The sequence below is a fragment of the Bradyrhizobium sp. USDA 4510 genome (assembly GCF_054059095.1).
The window spans coordinates 7110500-7127116 of the sequence record NZ_JBSSBT010000001.1 but is presented as its reverse complement, the minus strand read 5'-3'; the positions used below and the strand labels follow the sequence as shown (position 1 = coordinate 7127116).

Annotated in this window: 14 protein-coding genes; 9 read left to right on the top strand and 5 right to left on the bottom strand. The window is 64.5% G+C overall.

The genetic code is table 11. The features are described from left to right. Positions 1–13: 13 nt before the first annotated feature. Positions 14–1693: a methionine--tRNA ligase gene (metG, locus tag ACVMDN_RS33270; protein WP_141340054.1), complete on the bottom strand. Its 1680-nt coding sequence runs from the start codon at positions 1691–1693 to the stop codon at positions 14–16. Positions 1694–1966: 273 nt separating this feature from the next. Between metG and ACVMDN_RS33265 the strand changes: the two genes are divergently transcribed. Beyond that, the gene (locus ACVMDN_RS33265) at positions 1967–2158 is read left to right on the top strand and encodes a DUF1192 domain-containing protein (RefSeq protein ID WP_016845225.1); all 192 of its coding nucleotides are present in this window, start codon (positions 1967–1969) and stop codon (positions 2156–2158) included. 574 nt (positions 2159–2732) lie between these two features. Next, positions 2733–3245: a protease adaptor protein RcdA gene (rcdA, locus tag ACVMDN_RS33260; RefSeq protein WP_028333674.1), complete on the top strand. Its 513-nt coding sequence runs from the start codon at positions 2733–2735 to the stop codon at positions 3243–3245. Between the two features lie 13 nt (positions 3246–3258). Here the strand turns inward: rcdA and pdxR are convergent, their stop codons facing one another. Then, positions 3259–4773 carry a MocR-like pyridoxine biosynthesis transcription factor PdxR gene (pdxR, locus tag ACVMDN_RS33255; RefSeq protein ID WP_076827349.1) on the bottom strand — a complete coding sequence of 505 codons (1515 nt, stop codon included), beginning with the start codon at positions 4771–4773 and terminating at the stop codon, positions 3259–3261. A gap of 98 nt (positions 4774–4871) precedes the next feature. Between pdxR and ACVMDN_RS33250 the strand changes: the two genes are divergently transcribed. Both ACVMDN_RS33250 and ACVMDN_RS33245 read left to right on the top strand, forming a co-directional pair. Further along, positions 4872–5498, top strand: a complete 627-nt coding sequence (locus tag ACVMDN_RS33250; protein WP_076827351.1) for an FMN-binding negative transcriptional regulator — start codon at positions 4872–4874, stop codon at positions 5496–5498. Positions 5499–5657: 159 nt separating this feature from the next. Continuing rightward, the gene (locus ACVMDN_RS33245; protein ID WP_076827353.1) at positions 5658–6275 is read left to right on the top strand and encodes a LysE family translocator; all 618 of its coding nucleotides are present in this window, start codon (positions 5658–5660) and stop codon (positions 6273–6275) included. Between the two features lie 86 nt (positions 6276–6361). Here the strand turns inward: ACVMDN_RS33245 and ACVMDN_RS33240 are convergent, their stop codons facing one another. After that, positions 6362–8905, bottom strand: a complete 2544-nt coding sequence (locus ACVMDN_RS33240; RefSeq protein WP_244558787.1) for an MASE1 domain-containing protein — start codon at positions 8903–8905, stop codon at positions 6362–6364. 550 nt (positions 8906–9455) lie between these two features. Between ACVMDN_RS33240 and ACVMDN_RS33235 the strand changes: the two genes are divergently transcribed. Continuing rightward, positions 9456–10010, top strand: coding sequence for a hypothetical protein (locus tag ACVMDN_RS33235; RefSeq protein ID WP_076827357.1), 555 nt, complete (start codon positions 9456–9458; stop codon positions 10008–10010). Between the two features lie 110 nt (positions 10011–10120). Here ACVMDN_RS33235 and ACVMDN_RS33230 read toward each other — a convergent pair whose 3' ends face one another. Then, positions 10121–11188, bottom strand: coding sequence for a LysR family transcriptional regulator (locus ACVMDN_RS33230; RefSeq protein WP_141340055.1), 1068 nt, complete (start codon positions 11186–11188; stop codon positions 10121–10123). 82 nt (positions 11189–11270) lie between these two features. Between ACVMDN_RS33230 and ACVMDN_RS33225 the strand changes: the two genes are divergently transcribed. After that, positions 11271–11750 (top strand): hypothetical protein, encoded by a 480-nt coding sequence (locus ACVMDN_RS33225; protein ID WP_456815425.1) that lies wholly within the window; start codon positions 11271–11273, stop codon positions 11748–11750. 398 nt (positions 11751–12148) lie between these two features. On the opposite strand, the gene rpmE is transcribed toward ACVMDN_RS33225, so the two are convergent. Then, entirely contained in the window at positions 12149–12376 is a 228-nt protein-coding gene (gene rpmE, locus ACVMDN_RS33220; RefSeq protein ID WP_016845230.1) for a 50S ribosomal protein L31, read from the bottom strand. Between the two features lie 194 nt (positions 12377–12570). Between rpmE and ACVMDN_RS33215 the strand changes: the two genes are divergently transcribed. The 3 genes from ACVMDN_RS33215 to ACVMDN_RS33205 all read left to right on the top strand — a co-directional run bounded on the left by ACVMDN_RS33215 (position 12571) and on the right by ACVMDN_RS33205 (position 16616). Further along, positions 12571–14427, top strand: a complete 1857-nt coding sequence (locus ACVMDN_RS33215; protein WP_076827363.1) for an ABC transporter ATP-binding protein/permease — start codon at positions 12571–12573, stop codon at positions 14425–14427. 152 nt (positions 14428–14579) lie between these two features. Beyond that, positions 14580–14972: a hypothetical protein gene (locus tag ACVMDN_RS33210; RefSeq protein WP_244558788.1), complete on the top strand. Its 393-nt coding sequence runs from the start codon at positions 14580–14582 to the stop codon at positions 14970–14972. 153 nt (positions 14973–15125) lie between these two features. Continuing rightward, positions 15126–16616 carry an amidohydrolase family protein gene (locus tag ACVMDN_RS33205; protein ID WP_076827367.1) on the top strand — a complete coding sequence of 497 codons (1491 nt, stop codon included), beginning with the start codon at positions 15126–15128 and terminating at the stop codon, positions 16614–16616. Position 16617: the final 1 nt, after the last annotated feature.

The window sequence follows — 16617 nt, the reverse complement described above, 5'->3', positions numbered from 1 at the left end:
AAGCGAAACGCCATTAAACCCCGAACCGCGTCGTGAGCTGGTCGGCTCTCTCAGGCGTGATTTTCTCGACCAGCGGCCCGAGCCTAGCGACCGGCGTGCCCGCGCCGCGATCCAGCAGCGGGAGGAGTGGGCCAGTGGGCCAGCGCGGGATCACATCGTCGCAACTGAGCGCGCCAAGTACGCGCGCCGCGAGATCAGGCACGATGCTCCACGCCAGCGTGGCGCTGAGCGCGACAAGATTGAGCCCGGTGCGGGTGATGACTGCCGCGCGTGCCGGATCGGACTTGATCGCCGTCCAGGGTGCTGCGTGCTGCAGATAAGCGTTCGCGGTGTCCCAGATCGCGCGGGTCGTGGCCGCCGCTGCGCGAAATTCCAGCGCCGTGTGATGGCGGTGCAGCGCTGCGATGCGCTGCTCCAGTTCAAGCGCGAGTTGGCGCTCGGCATCGCCGGGAGCGCCACCATCCGGGATGCGGCCGTCGAAGGCGCGATGCGCGAAGCTGATGATGCGGTTGGCGAGATTGCCGAAGATATCGGCGAGATCCTTGTTCACGTCGGCGACGAATCTGGCGACGCCAAAATCGGTGTCGGCGCTCTCCGGCGCGTTGGCGATCAGCCACCAGCGCCAGAGATCGGCGGGCAATTCCGCCAGCGCCGCATCGGTGAAGATGCCGCGCTTCCTGCTGGTCGAGAACTTGCCGCCCTCGTAATTCAGCCAGTGGAATCCCTTGATCACATCGGCGGTCTTCCACGGTTCGCCGGAGCCGATCAGCGTCGCCGGAAAGCTCACGGTGTGGAACGGGATGTTGTCCTTGCCGAGAAACTGGATGTAGCTGACGTCATCGGCCTGCCACCACCATTGCCGCCAGTCGCGGCCTGGCGCGGCGTCGGCCCATTCCTGCGTCGCCGCGATGTAGCCGATCGGCGCGTCGAACCAGACATAGAACACCTTGCCGTCGAAGCCGTCGCGCGGCACCGCGATGCCCCAGGCGAGATCGCGCGTGATGCAGCGGTCGCGCAGCTCGGCATTGAGCCAGCCCTTCGCGGTCGACACCACGAAGGGCGGCCATCCGGTGCGGCTGTCGATCCATGCGCCGATGCTGTCGACCAGCTGCGACTGGCGCAGATACAGATGACGGCTGTCGCGGATCTCGAGCGCGCGGTTGCCGGATAGCGCCGAGCGGGGATCGATGAGGTCCGACGGGTCGAGCAGCGTGCCGCAATGGTCGCATTGATCGCCGCGCGCGCCGGCGTCGCCGCAATGCGGACAGGTGCCGAGCACGTAGCGGTCTGGCAGGAAGCGCCGGTCGGCCGGCGAGAACACCTGTCGGGAGGTGCGTGCTTCGATCAGCCCGGCGTCATCGAGCCGGCGATAGAAGTGCTGAGTCAGCGCATGGTTGTGCGGCGAGCTGGTGCGGCCGAAATGATCGAACGACAGACCGAAGCGCCGATAGATGTCGGCCTGGACGGCGTGCTGTGCGTCGCAGAACGCCCGGACATCCTGTCCGGCCTCGATGGCGCCGAGCTCGGCCGGTGTGCCGTGCTCGTCGGTCGCGCAGATGAAGAGCACGTCGCAGCCGGTCTGCCGGCGGAAGCGGGCGTGGACGTCGGCGGGCAGCAGCGAGCCGACGAGATTGCCGAGATGCTTGACGCCGTTGACGTAGGGCAGCGCGCTGGTGATGAGAATCTTGGTCATGGATTAAGGTCTTTCGCGTTCGGTGATGCCGACCCCGCAAGAATCAAAGCGGAAAATCAAAAAGCCCTCCCGCGTGACCGGAAGGGCTTGGGGTCGGCTCATGCCTCGCGCGCAGGCGCGCAACTATCCCGTCCGGTCAGACTCCTTGCGGTCGGGCCGGGGCATTCGCGTCAGATGTTGCGCGCACACGAAAGTCACTGCAAAATTCTCCTCTGGACGGATATCTATCATCGCTGGACGCAGGACGCCAGATCAGCATCGCGGGGAAGACACATGCCGATTGAGGATGAGGACCGGCCGCGGAAGAAAATCAGCCATGAGATCGGCCAGGATCTCTCGCTGCTGTCGGTCGAGGAGTTGACGGAGCGCATCGCGCTGCTCAACGCCGAAGTCGATCGCCTGAAAGAGGCGATGACGAAGAAGCGCGCGTCGAAGGACGCCGCCAACGCGTTCTTCAAGTCGTAGCGCTGCGCCATCATTTCTGTCGTAGCCCGGATGAAGCGAAGCGCAATCCGGGAGCCGCGCTATCCGCGGATGGACCGTTCCCGGATTTCGCTGCGCTCCATCCGGGCTACGCGGCTCCACCTCCCCTTGAAAAGGGGAGGTCGCTTTGCTCGCCAGAGCAAAGCGTGTGGGGATCAGCTCTCTTCACATACGCCGTCGCCTGCGGTTGACCCCCATCCCGACATTCCCCTCTCAAGGGGAATGAGAAGAGGCCTGTCCCAAACTAGGTCAATGGCCGACATGGCAAACAAAGTGTCAAGAAATCCGTTCATTTACGATCGGTTAAGCTTTCTCGATTATGACTGCATTGTCCTCGTTTGGACACCGAGTGGCTCCTGTCCACTCTGTTTGACGCCTCCCTGTTATCAACTTCAAAGCCGCCGGAAACGGCGGCTCTTTTTTGTGCGTCCTAGCGGCTGGAAACCATAAATCCGGTTGCGGCTGGACTCTTCGGCGCGCCCGCGCAATGATTTGTTCATCATAAGCTGGCGCGTCAGATGCCAGCGGGCGTTACGGTGGTGTGAGGGCGTTAACCATGGCCGATCGTTCCCAGAGCGAAGCCGGGCTTGTGCTGTTCAGTGAGCGGCTGACCAATTCTGCGGCATTCGGCGTGCTGTTCCGGGAAGGCATGGACCTGGTCGAGCAGACCGCCGCCTATCTCGACGGCGACGGACGTGCCGAGGCCAAGGCGCTCGAACGGTCCGTGAGCCTGACCTATGCCACCGAAAGCATGCGCCTGACCACGCGGCTGATGCAGCTCGCCTCCTGGCTGCTGCTGCATCGCGCGGTCAAGGAAGGCGAGATGACGCTGACCCAGGCCAATCGCGAAAAGACCAAGGTGAAGCTGTCGGCCGCCGATCCCGGCCCGGCCGACATGGTGACCAAGCTGCCCGAGCAATTGCAGCAGCTGATCGCCCGTTCGATGGATCTGCAGGCGCGCGTCCGCCGCCTCGACACCACGATCCACGCGCCGGCGCCGGACCGCTCGACGATCGGCAACCCGCTGGTGCCGCAGCTCAACCGCCTCAAGGCGGCGTTCGAGCAGTAATCCGGACAGCAAATCAGTGTGACGCGTCCGCGCGGCGTGGCCTGGTCCGCCGCGGCGACGTGTGCTGATCCATCACGCGCCGCAGCCTGATCGCCGCCGCCTCCAACTCCTCCGGTTCGAAACCGCCGAAGCCGAGCATCAGGCCGGGGCGTGGCGCGGCCTTGTACATCGGCGAGATCGGCCGCACGACGATGCCGGCGGCAAGCGCTGATTTTGCCAGTTGCACATCGTCGAGGTCGTGGGGCAGCCACAACAGCAGATGCATGCCCTGGTCGCTCGGCTGCAGCGTGACGTCACCAGGCATGTGGTGCGTCAGCGCCGCGATCAGCGTCGCACGCCGTGCGGCGTAGACGCCGCGAATGCGCCTGATATGCGCTTCGAACAGCCCCTCGCGCATGTAGGCTGCCAGCACATGCTGGTCGGCGGTCGGCGAATGCCGGTCGAGCAGCGCCCGCGCGCCGGCGAAAGCGTCGATCAGCGGCGAAGGCGCCACGACATAGCCGAGCCGCAGCGAGGGAAACAGCACCTTGCTCAGCGTGCCCAAATAGATCACCCGCGATGGGGCGAGGCCTTGCATCGACGGGAAGGGATGCCCGGCGTAGCGCAGCTCGCTGTCGTAATCGTCCTCGACGATCCACGCATTGCTTCGTTGCGCCCACGCCACCAGCGCATTGCGGCGGGCCATGCTCATCGGCATGCCCAGCGGATATTGATGCGACGGCGTCACGAACGCCGCGCGTGCGTGCGGGCACGCGGCGGTGGCGGCATCGACGTCGATGCCCTGCGCATCGACGCCAACGCGCGTGGTGACGAGATCGAGATCGTCGAGCACGGCGGTCATGCCGGGATAGGCGGGATCCTCGGCCCAGACAGGATCGCCTGACGACAGCAGCACGCGGCCGGCGAGATAGAGGCCTTGCTGGGTGCCGGCCGTGATCACGACCTGCTCGGGCTCGCAATGCACCGCGCGGGATTTGCGCACATAGTCGGCGATCGCCTGCCGCAGCTCGATCAGGCCGCGCGGCTCGCCATAGCTCGCCGGCGCCGCAGCGCGCGATGCGCGCACGCGGTTGCCGAGGCGGCGCCAATGGTCGTCGGGCGCGACCGCGCCGCCGGGGACCGCGATCGCAAACGGGACCTCCGGCATCGGCCTGAAGGCCGCCGCCACTTTGGCAAGCCGCGCCGCGCGCGGCGGCAACCGGATCGGCACTGATTTGTTAGGCTTGCGATTGACCACGACGGGCCGTGCCTGCTCGGCAAGCGTCGGCGCGACGCGGGTGCCGGCACCGACCTGCGATTCCAGATAGCCCTCGGCCAGCAACTGCTCGAAGGCCTCCGTCACCGTGCCGCGCGCGACGCCGAGCGAGGCCGACAGCGCGCGCGTCGACGGCAGAAAATCCCCGGCCTTCAGCTCGCCGCTCGCAATCGCGGCGCGCAGGGCCTGCGCGATCTGCCGCCCGACCTGTCCGGCGGCGCGGTCGACGGCCCGGAGCGAAGGGATGCTGATCGTGGCGCGCAGGCGGGGCATAGTGGACCAATTAGTTTGATCGAAAGTGGCCCTTATCATAGGCCACTTTGGCGCTATGGTGCGAGCAGCAATTGATGAGGTCTGTCAAGAGGTCCGCGATGTACCTGCCGCCGCATTTCAGGATGGATGAGCTCGGTCCGGTCCACGCCGCGATGCGGGCCTCGAAGCTCGCGACGTTGGTCACCGCAACCGCAGATGGCCTGATCGGCACGCCGCTGCCGCTGATCCTCAATGAGAACGAGGGCGACTACGGCACGCTGTACGGTCACGTCGCGCGGCCCAATCCGCAGTGGAAGCTGCCCGCGGTCGGCGAGGCGATGGCGATCTTCATGGGGCCCGACGCCTATGTGACGCCGTCCTGGTATGCGACCAAGGCCGAGCACGGCAAAGTGGTGCCGACCTGGAATTACGTCGCCGTCCACGCCTATGGCGCGGCCGAGTTCTTCGAGAATGCCGATCGTCTGCTGGACGTCGTGACCCGGTTGACCGAGCTGCACGAAACTTCGCGCCCGGAAGCCTGGCAGGTCAGTGACGCGCCTGGTGATTTCATCAAGGCGCAGCTGCGCGGGATCGTCGGCTTCCGGATGCCAATCACGCGGATCGATGCCAAGAAGAAGATGAGCCAGAACCGCAAGCTCGAGGATCGCGCCGGCGTGATCGCGGGGCTTGAGGCCAGCGACAATCCGACTGATCGCGAGGTCGCGGCAATGATTCCGGCGAGCTGAGACGCCTTGAACAAATTCCCGACCGTCATTGCGAGGAGCGATAGCGACGAAGCAATCCATCTATCGGCATATGCGGGCAGATGGATTGCTTCGCTTCGCTCGCAATGACGGCCGAGGAAGTTGCGCCCGCTCGACCCCTGCAGAGATTGACGCCCACACATGGAATTGTACCTCGCCTTCGCGATCACGACCGCGACCTTCGCGCTGATCCCGGGTCCCGCCATGCTGTATGCCGCGGCCCGCACGCTGGCAGGCGGCCGGCGCGCGGGGCTGATGGCCTCGCTCGGGCTGCATCTCGGCGGCTATGTCCATGTCGTCGCCGCGGCGGCCGGCCTCGCGCTGCTGTTTCATGCGGTGCCGCCGTTGTTCATGGCGATGAAGCTTGCCGGTGCGGCCTATCTGGTCTGGCTCGGGCTGTCGCTGTTCCGCGACCGCGACAATGCAAAGCGCCCCACACTTGCGCCGCTCTCCGCGGAGCGCGCCTTCGCGCAAAGCATCGTCGTCGAGGTGCTCAATCCGAAGACGGCGATCTTTTTCCTGGCGTTCCTGCCGCAATTCGTCGATGCGTCGGCCAGCCTGCCGGTCTGGGCCCAGCTGTTTCTGCTCGGCACAGCGGTCAATCTGACCTTCTCGGCGGTCGATATCGTCTGCGTGTTCTTCGCCAGCGCCGTGATGTCGAAGCTGCAGCGCTCGAAGAGGTCGCGGCGCATCATGCAGCGGATCGGCGGCAGCATCCTGGTCGCGCTCGGTGCGCGGCTGGCCTTCCAGGATCGCTAGAAGCAGTCATGTCCATCAGCGGCGATGGTGCGGATCAACGCTTCGCCAAGCTGCGCGACGAGCTGCTTCTGCAATGGCGCGACCGGTCAATTTCTGCCCGAGGCTTCAGTCGTGTTCGACGTCATGGGCGCGCCGGATGATCGCGGTGGTCGCGGCGGCGCAAGATCGTGGATAAAATCTCTCAGTGCGTCGGTATCGAACGGCTTGCGGAGTATTTTTAGACTTGGCGGAGCTGCTTTTGCGGCATCGCTGTAGCCGGTTGTAAGGGCGATCGGCAAACCGGGGTATCGCGACCGGACTTCTCTCGCGAGCCCGACGCCATCGATGGTCCCGGGCATGACGATATCGCTGAAGACGAGATCGATCTTTGTACCGGCGTCGAGCAATTTCAGCGCCGCTTCGGCCGAATCTCGATAGATCGTGTCGTAACCCAGATGCTCGAACAGCGAGGAAGTCACATCTGCCACTTCGGGGCTGTCGTCGACAACGAGAACCGTCTGCCGCTGCGGCTGCCTTGCTCTTGTTCTGGCAGCGGCCAGTTCTTTACTGGTGATCTGCTCGTCTGCGCAGGACGGCAAGTAGATTGTAATCGTTGTTCCCTGTCCAACCTTGCTGTCCGCCGTCACCGTTCCGCCGGCCTGGTGCGCGAAACCATAGACTTGGGACAAGCCGAGCCCGGTACCCTTGCCGACCTCTTTGGTCGTGAAGAACGGATCGAACATCTTGGACAGCAGGTTTGGCGGAATGCCGGTGCCGGTATCGCCAAGCGCGATCGCAAAGAAAGCCTTTGCGCGGCGATCGCCGCCGGTTTCCTGGTTCGCAGTCACCGCATGGACGGATAAGGTGAACGTGCCGCCGCTTGGCATTGCATCGCGCGCATTGACGGCGATGTTGACGATCGCAAGTTCCAGCTCGGCGAGGTCCACCTTGACCGATGCTACGCCCTCGCCGACGTTCTCATTGTACACGATGTTCCCGCGCAGCGAGCTCTCGATCATGGTCCGCATGTTCTTGATGGACGCATTCAGATCGACGACCGTCGGGCTGAGATGCTGATGACGAGAGAATGTCAACAATTGGCGTGTGAGGCTTTCGCCGCGTTTGGCCGCGGTCTGTATGGCTTCAATTGCCTTGGGCAGTTTTGGATCAAGCAGGCGTGTGAAGATCTGGGCGCTGCCTCCGATGATCATCAATAGATTGTTGAAGTCGTGTGCAATCCCGCCGGTCAGCTTGCCGATTGCCTCCATTTTCTGCGACATCGCGAGCTGTTCGCGTGCCTGAACCAGCTTCTCTTCCGCGTCGCGTCGCTCGGTTGCGTCCCGCAGAATACTGATGAAGCCGATCAGATTTCCTGAGTCATCATGGCTCGACGAGACCGAGCCGGTGATGAAGAACGGCGTACCATTCTTTCTGATGCGCCAACCCTCTACGTCGTACTTGCCTCTTTCGATTGCCGTCTCCAGCGCGTGTGTCGGCGAACCCGCGCGGCGTTCATCCGGCCGATAGAATATTCCAAAATGCTTGCCGATGATTTCTTCCGAGGTGTAGCCGATGATCTTTTGAGCGGTGCTATTCCAACTCGTAACGTGTCCTTCTCTATCAAGCGCAAAAATCGCATAATCGACGACGCCTTCGATAAGGGTTTGGAAGTGCCGTCTGATGCTGTCGAGCGCCGAAGCGTTCCGTTCAAGTTGACCGTTCAACTGGTCCTGCACGGAAAGCAGATGGGCTTCCGCGGTGTGACGCGTGGCGATTGCCGCTGCCAGGGCAAGAGAGGGGGCCGATACGGTGATCGAAAGCACGAGCAGTGACAACAATGCTCCGTTCGGATCCGTTTTCGGAAACGGATCATTACCGAACGCGAAACCCCAGACTGCCATTCCGGTGAAAATGAGCGCAGCCGTAGCCGCGGTGCATCGATTGCCGCGCAGACCGGTCCAGATCAACGGGAGCAAAGCCAGAAAACCCAGCAGGCTGCGATGCGGCAACGCCACGTTGAGATCGTCGCTGACGAGGTCACTGCCGATGAGCGGGCTGTAGGCTACGATCCCAATGAGACCAGCGAGAGCGATAACTGCGATCGATTCCAACAGATCCCATCTGGAGGAAATCCGTAAGGGCATCATCGCCCAGAGCACGATGACCGGAGCAATCACCAGGATCGCGGCTGCGTCGGCAAGCCACCAGGTCAGCCCGGCGGCGACGGAATCGGGAAAGCTCGGTTCGTTGACGAAGATGGATCCGGCCAAGGCGGAGAATGAACTGATCATCGCGGTCGGCGCAAAGGAGACACCTGCAAACTTTGCGACACCGGATGGCGTGGCAAACGTCTGGCAACCGTTCGACCAGCGTCCGATCAGCCATGTCCCGGCCAGTGCAGCAAGGAGGGTGCCGATCCCGGCGGCGACAAATTCCAGGAGCGATCGGTCGGTTATCAGGTAAGGCGCGACGGCGCCCACCAGGATCGCGGGCCAGATCCGGTAGCCACGCAGCAGCATAAGCGCGAGCGCAACCCCGGTTGGCGGCCACAGCGGTGTCGCGGTCGGATTGATAGCGGGAAGGACATGTGCGGAGGCCGCAAGGCTCCCGTAGATCGCGGTGACGATAAAAAGTTCGATCGAGTAGGTCACAGCGCTCCGAGCATCGCCAAAAGCGAAAATCCCGGCCTTATCGAACCTTGCCCGTTCCATCACAAGCCTTTGCGGTGGGCACCTCAAGAATGCGGTAGGGAACGACCTGGCACCCGGTTCCATGTCACCCGAAGGAGGGCGATCGTACCAAGTCGATGACCCCTGCCAAACACTCAACGCAGTTTTGACCAAAGCATGGCCGCTGGATCGAGAGTAGGGGGCGCCAGCAACTTCTGAACAAGAGACCATGGGGCAGAACCGCTGACCTAACGGCGTGGGCCTGCAAAATCGACCCGATCCCGCCGCGTGTCGGCGTCGTTCAAGTAACCGCTCCGGGTCAAAGGCGAATATCGGCAAGAGCCGTTCGAGCTCAGCTTTGGGCTAGACGCCGGAACGGTGCGAGCGGTGGGCGTTCTCTCGCCGCCATGTCGACGTCGATCGTGAGACACCGGGAGATTTATCCTCAACCCTAGGTAGCCAAACTCGGGCTGTATGGTACCGTGCCCTCGTCGGGACGGCATTTCCGTCCCGGATTTGGGAGGGCTATGTCATGAGATTGCCGTCGAGCCTTGTCGCGCCTTCAGCCGTCGCCGTGTTGTCAACTGTCTGGCTGTGCGGTCCGGCAGCGTCGCAAACAGACCCAGCCAAGCCGCTTCCCTCCATCACGGTCGAGGCGCCGAAGCCAGTGGCAAGGCCAAATCGTCCGAAACAGGTGGTGACCACGGGGGTATCTCACCGGAGATCGAGAACCACCCAGACGTCGTCGTCAACCGCTCGAGCGCCGTCGCCGGCGCCGGATTCAGTGCTGGGCAGGATTGCCGCGCTGGAGAAAGTCGCCAGCAATTGCAACGGTGGCTGCGAATCGAGCCTCCCGCATGGCAAGGACCCTTGGGTCGGGTGCAGCGAGTCGACGGGCGGACAAACCCACGGACCGTTCTCGTCGACGTGCCGGGACAACCTCACCTACAAGTCCTACGTCGATTGCGTCGAGACCAAATGGTTCCTGGGCGAGTACCGAAACAGGGCCTGGTGGCTTTGCAGCAGCCTGCAGGCCGCGGGGAAGTTTAAGGTCGCCGAACTCAAGCGACCGAAACGTCCGCGCTAGGTTCGCCGTCGGAATCCGCGCGACGGCGCGAGCTACCATTTCATGTTCGTGATTGAGTCGTCGTTGCGGGTCCCGGAAGCAGGCCATCCGCGGCAATTCCCGCAAGGCGACTACGCCTTTGTTTCTTCCGGCCTCGGTAGAGGGGAGACGCGCTTGGCAAACTCGCGTCCCGGATAGTGCTGGCCGCAATAGGCGACGAGTTCGTCGATAAAGGATTTGGCATAAGGAGCCAGAAAGCGCTGCGGATCCCAAGCCACCGCAGTCCATCGCCCGATCGAGGCGCCCCTGTGAATCAGCGGAAAGGCGCGGACGCCTGCGGACGGGATCTGGACATTCGACGGCACGATGGCGACATCGTTGCCGCCTTTTGCCAGCGCGAGCAAGGTGTGAGGCGCTGCGCTTTCGAGGATCACGCGTGGCCTGATGTGTGCGACGTTGCAGGCGGCATCGAACCAGCCGCGAGATGCGAAGTCCCGCCGCAGGAGCAGCAATGACTCTTCGGCGAGTTCGGCAATCTCCAGCTTCCGCCTGCTTGCGAAGCCATGCCGCGGCGAAACCGCAGCAAGCATATGGACGGGAGCCAGCAACCGGCGGTGATAGCCGTCGTCGGCGGCCGGAATGATCGCGAGATGAACGTCGCCCCGCTGCAGACGATCCGGAACGCGGGCACCACCATCCTCAATCAAATCGATGACCACGGAGGGGTGCTTCCGCCGGAACAGGGGGAGGAAATTGGCGAGCACCGTTTCCATATGTTGGGTGCTGCAGCCGACGCGCAGCGCGCCGGCCTTGCCGGTTCTCAGCGCGCGGGCACGCTCGCCGAACGATTCGGCATCCTGCAGGAGACGGCGGCCGCGCCGTAGCAGATCCTCGCCTTCTGAAGTCAGTTTGATCCCGCGGCCGACGCGATCGAACAACGGAATCCCGAGTTCGTCCTCGAGCGCCCGGATCTGGCGAGAGGCCGCCGGCTGGCTCAGACGCAGCTGTTGTTGAGCGGCGGCAAAGCCGCCTGCCTCGGCAACGACGACGAAGGTGCGCAGCTGTCGAAGGTCCATTTTCAATGCACCAAATGCATGAATAGATGGATAATAAATGCATTGGACACATTGAGCAAGCCGCGACATCCTTACGCGGCCCAGCCGAGATTTGTCCAAAAGGGGAATCGCGATGTTTGACACCGAGCGTTTCGTTGCCGACTGCCGCGCAGCGTTCGCGGCGGACCCGTCTCACCGAGCCATTCATGAGGTCGTTGCCCGCGCGATGTCTGAACCGGCTGCGGTATTCAAGGGACTCGGCGAGCCGCAGCGTCCCGAAAGCCGCGCGCTCTTCCATTCCGAGACGCTGACCATCCTCAACGTGGTGTGGCCCCCCGGCTATATCGTGCCACCTCACGACCATCACATGTGGGCCGTGATCGGCGTTTATGGGGGCCGTGAGGACAACGTCTTCTGGCGGCGCATTCCGAGCGAGCCGAACAGGATCGAGGCTGCCGGCGCCAGGGCCTTGTGCGTGCGCGATACCGTGCCGCTCGGCACCGACATCATCCATTCGGTGATCAATCCAATCGACCGGCTGAGCGGCGCAATCCACGTCTATGGCGGCGATTTTTTCGCCACGGAACGGAGCAAATGGGATTCGTTGACGCTTGAAGAGGGCCGCTCCGACCGCGAAGAAGCGCGCCGCAACTTCGAACGGGCGAGCGCGCGTTACGAAGCAAGTCTGCGCGAGGTCGCCGGCTGACTGCAGCGCGCTTAAAGAAGTAGCCCATCCATGCTTGCTTGCAGATGTATGACCCAAAAGTCGAGCCACACATTCAGTGTCGTCCCGGGCTTGACCCGGGACCCATAACCACAAATGACAGTAGTTGCGCGACGCTGGGGCCGCAGCCCTCTTCAACAACACAGCCCTGTGGTTGTGGGTCCCTGCTTCCGTGCGCAATTGCGCACTAGGCAGGGGCGACGATTGTGGATGGAGGCCGTGCCACACATTCGCTGTCGTCCTGGCCTTTGCCAGGACGACGCATCGGGAGGATCGCGGGCCCGTTCAGCCCGCCGGTCCGGAGCGGCCCCCAAAAACAAAAACGCCCCCGAGACGGGGGCGTTTTGCGTGTGGTCGCCGGGGCGATCCCGAAGCGGACTTTAGTCCTTCTTGAGGAAGCCCGAAAACTTCTTCTGGAAGCGCGAGACGCGGCCGCCGCGATCCATCAGCTGCTGGGTACCGCCGGTCCAGGCCGGGTGCGACTTGGGGTCGATGTCAAGGTTCAGCGTGTCGCCTTCCTTGCCCCAGGTCGAGCGGGTCAGGTACTCGGTGCCGTCGGTCATGACGACCTTAATCGTATGATAATTCGGATGAATATCGGCTTTCATGACAGTTCCTTCGGCGCGCCGGCGCCCGTCTCAAGATGTCTGGAATACGGGATTTGCGCGGGTCTATAACCCATGGAGCCCGCCAAAACAAGCCAAGAAAGGGCCTAAGCCCATCACCGGATTGGGACTTTACCGGATTTGCCAGCCGGGGGTCGGCGGGCCTATGTGGGGGGTGATAGAACCGGTCTAGATTGATGAGCGTAGCCGAACAGCTTGAGACCCCGCGCGGCGCCCCGCAGCCTCCGCGCGACGCGTTGCTCGATGAGGAAGCCTTCATCGAGAGCCAGATCACGGAGCCGGCGAAGAGCCGTGCCCGGTTGCGGCCGTTGCTTGCGCTCGCGCCCTATGTGGCGCGCTACAAGGGCCGGGCGATCCTCGCGCTGATCTCGCTGACGATCGCCGCGATCACCACGCTGATCGTGCCGGTCGCGGTGCGGCGGATGATCGACATGGGCTTCACGCCCGAAGGCATCGCGATGATCAACAGCTATTTCAGCGTGATGATCGCGGTCGTCGCGGTGCTCGCCTGCGCCAGCGCATCGCGCTATTACCTCGTGATGACGATCGGCGAACGCATCGTCGCCGATCTCCGGCGCGACGTGTTCGCGCATCTGATCTCGCTGTCGCCCTCGTTCTTCGATTCCGCGCGATCAGGCGAATTGGTGTCGCGGCTTACCGCCGACACCACGCAGATCAAGTCCGCGGTCGGCGCGTCGGTGTCGATTGCGCTGCGCAATCTGATGCTGTTCTTCGGCGCCGCCGCGATGATGGTGATCACCAGCCCGCGGCTGTCCGGCTTCGTGCTGCTCGCGATCCCGATCATCGTGATTCCGCTGGTGGCGTTCGGCCGCTGGGTGCGGCGGCTGTCGCGCACCGCCCAAGATACGCTGGCCGATGCCAGCGCCTATGCCTCCGAACTGGTCAACGCGATCCGCACCGTGCAGGCCTATACCGGCGAACGGCTCGCCAGGACGCGCTTTGCCGGCGAGGTCGAGCAGGCCTATCAAGCCGCGCGCAGCTCGACCAAAGCGCGCGCGGTGCTGACGCTGATCGTCATCTTCATCGTGTTCGCCAGCGTCGTCGTGATCCTCTGGGTCGGCTCGCACGATGTGCTGGTCGGAACCATCAGTCCGGGCCGGCTCGGCCAGTTCATTCTCTACACGGCGTTCGCCGCGAGCGGCCTCGGCCAGCTCAGCGAGGTCTGGGGCGAGGTCTCGGCCGCATCGGGCGCCGCCGAGCGGCTGTTCGAGATCTTGCGCGTCAGGCCGCAGATCGCGGCGCCCGCGTCGCCGCGCGCGCTGCCGCAGCCAGCGCGCGGCGATGTCGGTTTCGACAATGTCAGCTTCGCCTATCCGACCCGGCCCAACGCGCTTGCGGTCGATGAAGTGTCGCTCTCGGTCCGGTCAGGTGAGAAGGTCGCGATCGTCGGCCCGTCCGGCGCCGGCAAGAGCACGCTGTTCCATCTGCTGCTGCGCTTCTACGATCCGAAATCGGGCACCATCTCGCTCGACGGCGTGCCGATCCGGCAGGCCGATCCGGCCGAGGTGCGCGCGCGCATCGCGCTGGTGCCGCAGGATTCCGTGGTGTTCGCCGCAAGCGCCCGCGAGAACATCCGGTTCGGCCGGCCCGATGCCAGCGACGCCGAGGTCGAGCGTGCCGCCGATCTCGCCCATGCCACCGAGTTCCTGCGCCGCCTGCCCGAAGGCTTCGACGCCCAGCTCGGCGAGCGCGGCGTGACGCTGTCCGGCGGCCAGCGCCAGCGCATCGCGATCGCGCGCGCGATCCTGCGCGATGCGCCGCTGCTGCTGCTCGACGAGGCGACCTCGGCGCTCGACGCCGAGAGCGAGACGCTGGTGCAGACCGCGCTGGAGGAGTTGATGCGCCACCGCACCACGCTGGTGATCGCGCATCGGCTGGCGACCGTCTTGTCCTGCGACCGCATCCTGGTGATGGACCAGGGCAGGATCGTCGAGCAGGGCACCCACGCCGAACTGGTCGCCGCGGGCGGCCTCTACGCCCGGCTGGCGCGGCTGCAGTTCGAGGGGATCTGAGCGAATTGGGCCTCGGCGCGCTCCGCCTATGCGATTCCTATGCGATCGGGCGCGCGCTCCCCTCGAAAACCTATTCCCGCGCAAGGATAGTCGCGCCGCGTCCGACCTCCCTCGACAGCCGAAGGACGTCAGGCGCGCGGGGTGTTCGACTGATGCGCGAGAATGCGACCGAACCGGAGAGCAAGCTGCTCCGTGCCTGGCAGCTTGCCGTGCTGCGCTTCGCCGTGACGCTCGACGACGACGATCGGATGCACGCGCTCGGTGTGGCCGGCGAGGTCGACCGGGTGGGCGGCGCGGCCGATGACGCCTTCCACTTCTTCCGCAGGACGACCGCGGAGCTGTGCGCGGCGATCTCCGGTCAGGGCACGGATCAGGATGCTGTCATCCGGCGCTTTCTGGCGCAGATCGACAATGTCAGGCTCAAGCGTGCGGTCGAAGCGGCGATAGCCAGGGACCGCACGCCGCCGAAACTCGTGGCGAGCCGCGTGAAGCCCGGCCCCGATCTCTGGCGCGGGCTGCCGTCGCGGCGTGCAACCGGAACGTAGGAAGGGCCTCACTCTGCAATCGCCATCACGGCGCGGCGGATATTCCGTCACAGCATGTCGCCACAACCCTGGCCGGCTTGCTGCGATCAGTGCGATGCGCTTCTCTGTGCTCGACTGGAAACCGGTCGGTTTTGGAATGCGGGGAGTGGCGAGATGGGTGGCTTGGTGATCAGCGGCGGCCGGGTGGTGGATCCGGCCAGCGGGATGGACGCGATCGGCGATGTGGCCGTGGTCGACGGCAAGATCGCCGCGGTCGGCACCGGCCTCGGCGGTTCCGAACGGCAGATCGACGCGACCGGGTTCGTGGTGGCGCCGGGCTTCATCGACCTGCACGCGCATGGCCAGACCATTCCGGCCGACCGCATGCAGGCGTTCGACGGGGTAACGACCTCGCTCGACCTCGAGGCCGGCGTGCTGCCGGTCGCATCCTGGTACAAGCGCCAGGCCGAGAAGGGCAGGGTGCTGAACTACGGCGCCGCCGCCAACTGGGCCTTCGCGCGCATCGGTGCGATGACCGGCTCGAATTCGGAGAGCTCGCTGGAATCGTTTGGTGCCGCGATGCGCGATCGCCGCTGGATCGAAAACGTCGCGACCGAAGGCGAAGTCGGCGGCATCCTGGAGCGCCTCGCCAACGGACTGAATGAGGGCGGCATCGGCATCGGCATTCTCAACGCCTATGCGCCGGGCGCCGGCGTGCAGGAATTGACCGCGGTGTGCCAGCTCGCGGCGGATCATGCGGTGCCGACCTTCACCCACGTCGCCTACATGTCGCGGATCGATCCCGAGAGCGCGGCGGAAGCCTATATCCGCCTGATCGGCTATGCCGGCGCCACCGGCGCGCATATGCACATCTGCCACTTCAACTCGTCGAGCAAGACGGATATCGAGCGCTGTGTCGCGCTGATCGCGAAAGCGCAGGCGCAGGGCCTGCCGATCACGGTGGAGGCCTATCCCTACGGCACCGGCTCGACCGTGCTGGCGGCGACCTTCTTCAGCGATCCGAAATTCGAGGAGCGCAACGGCCTCGGCTACGATTCGGTGCAGCGCGTGACCGACGGTCACCGCTTCGGCAGCCGCGAGGAGCTGCTGGCGGCACAGGCCGAAGAGCCCTCGACCTTGGTGCTGTGGCATGTGCTCGACATCGAGAACAACGCGCATCATCGCGATCTGCTCGATATGGCGGTGCTGTATCCGGGCGGCGCGATCGCCTCCGACGCGATGCCGTGGACGCTGTCGGACGGCCGCCCCTACAGCGGCGACGCCTGGCCGCTGCCCGACGATGCCACCTCGCATCCGCGCTCGGCCGGCTGCTTCACCCGCTTCATCCGTGAATGGGTGCGCGAGCGCAAGAAAGTGTCGCTGCTCGAGGGCATCCGCAAATGCGCGCTGATCCCGGCCGAGATCCTGTCGGCGAGCACGCCGGCGATGCGGGCCAAGGGCCGGCTGCAGGTCGGCGCCGACGCCGATGTTGTGGTGTTCGACTACGAGACGCTGAGCGATCGCGCGACCTTCTCGGCGATGAATCGTCCGGCGGAGGGCGTGCGGCATCTCGTGGTCAGCGGCCAGCCGCTGATCAGCGATGGTGTGCTCGATGTCGCGGCGCGTCCCGGCCGGCCGGTGCGCCGGCCTATCACGGGGGGCTGAG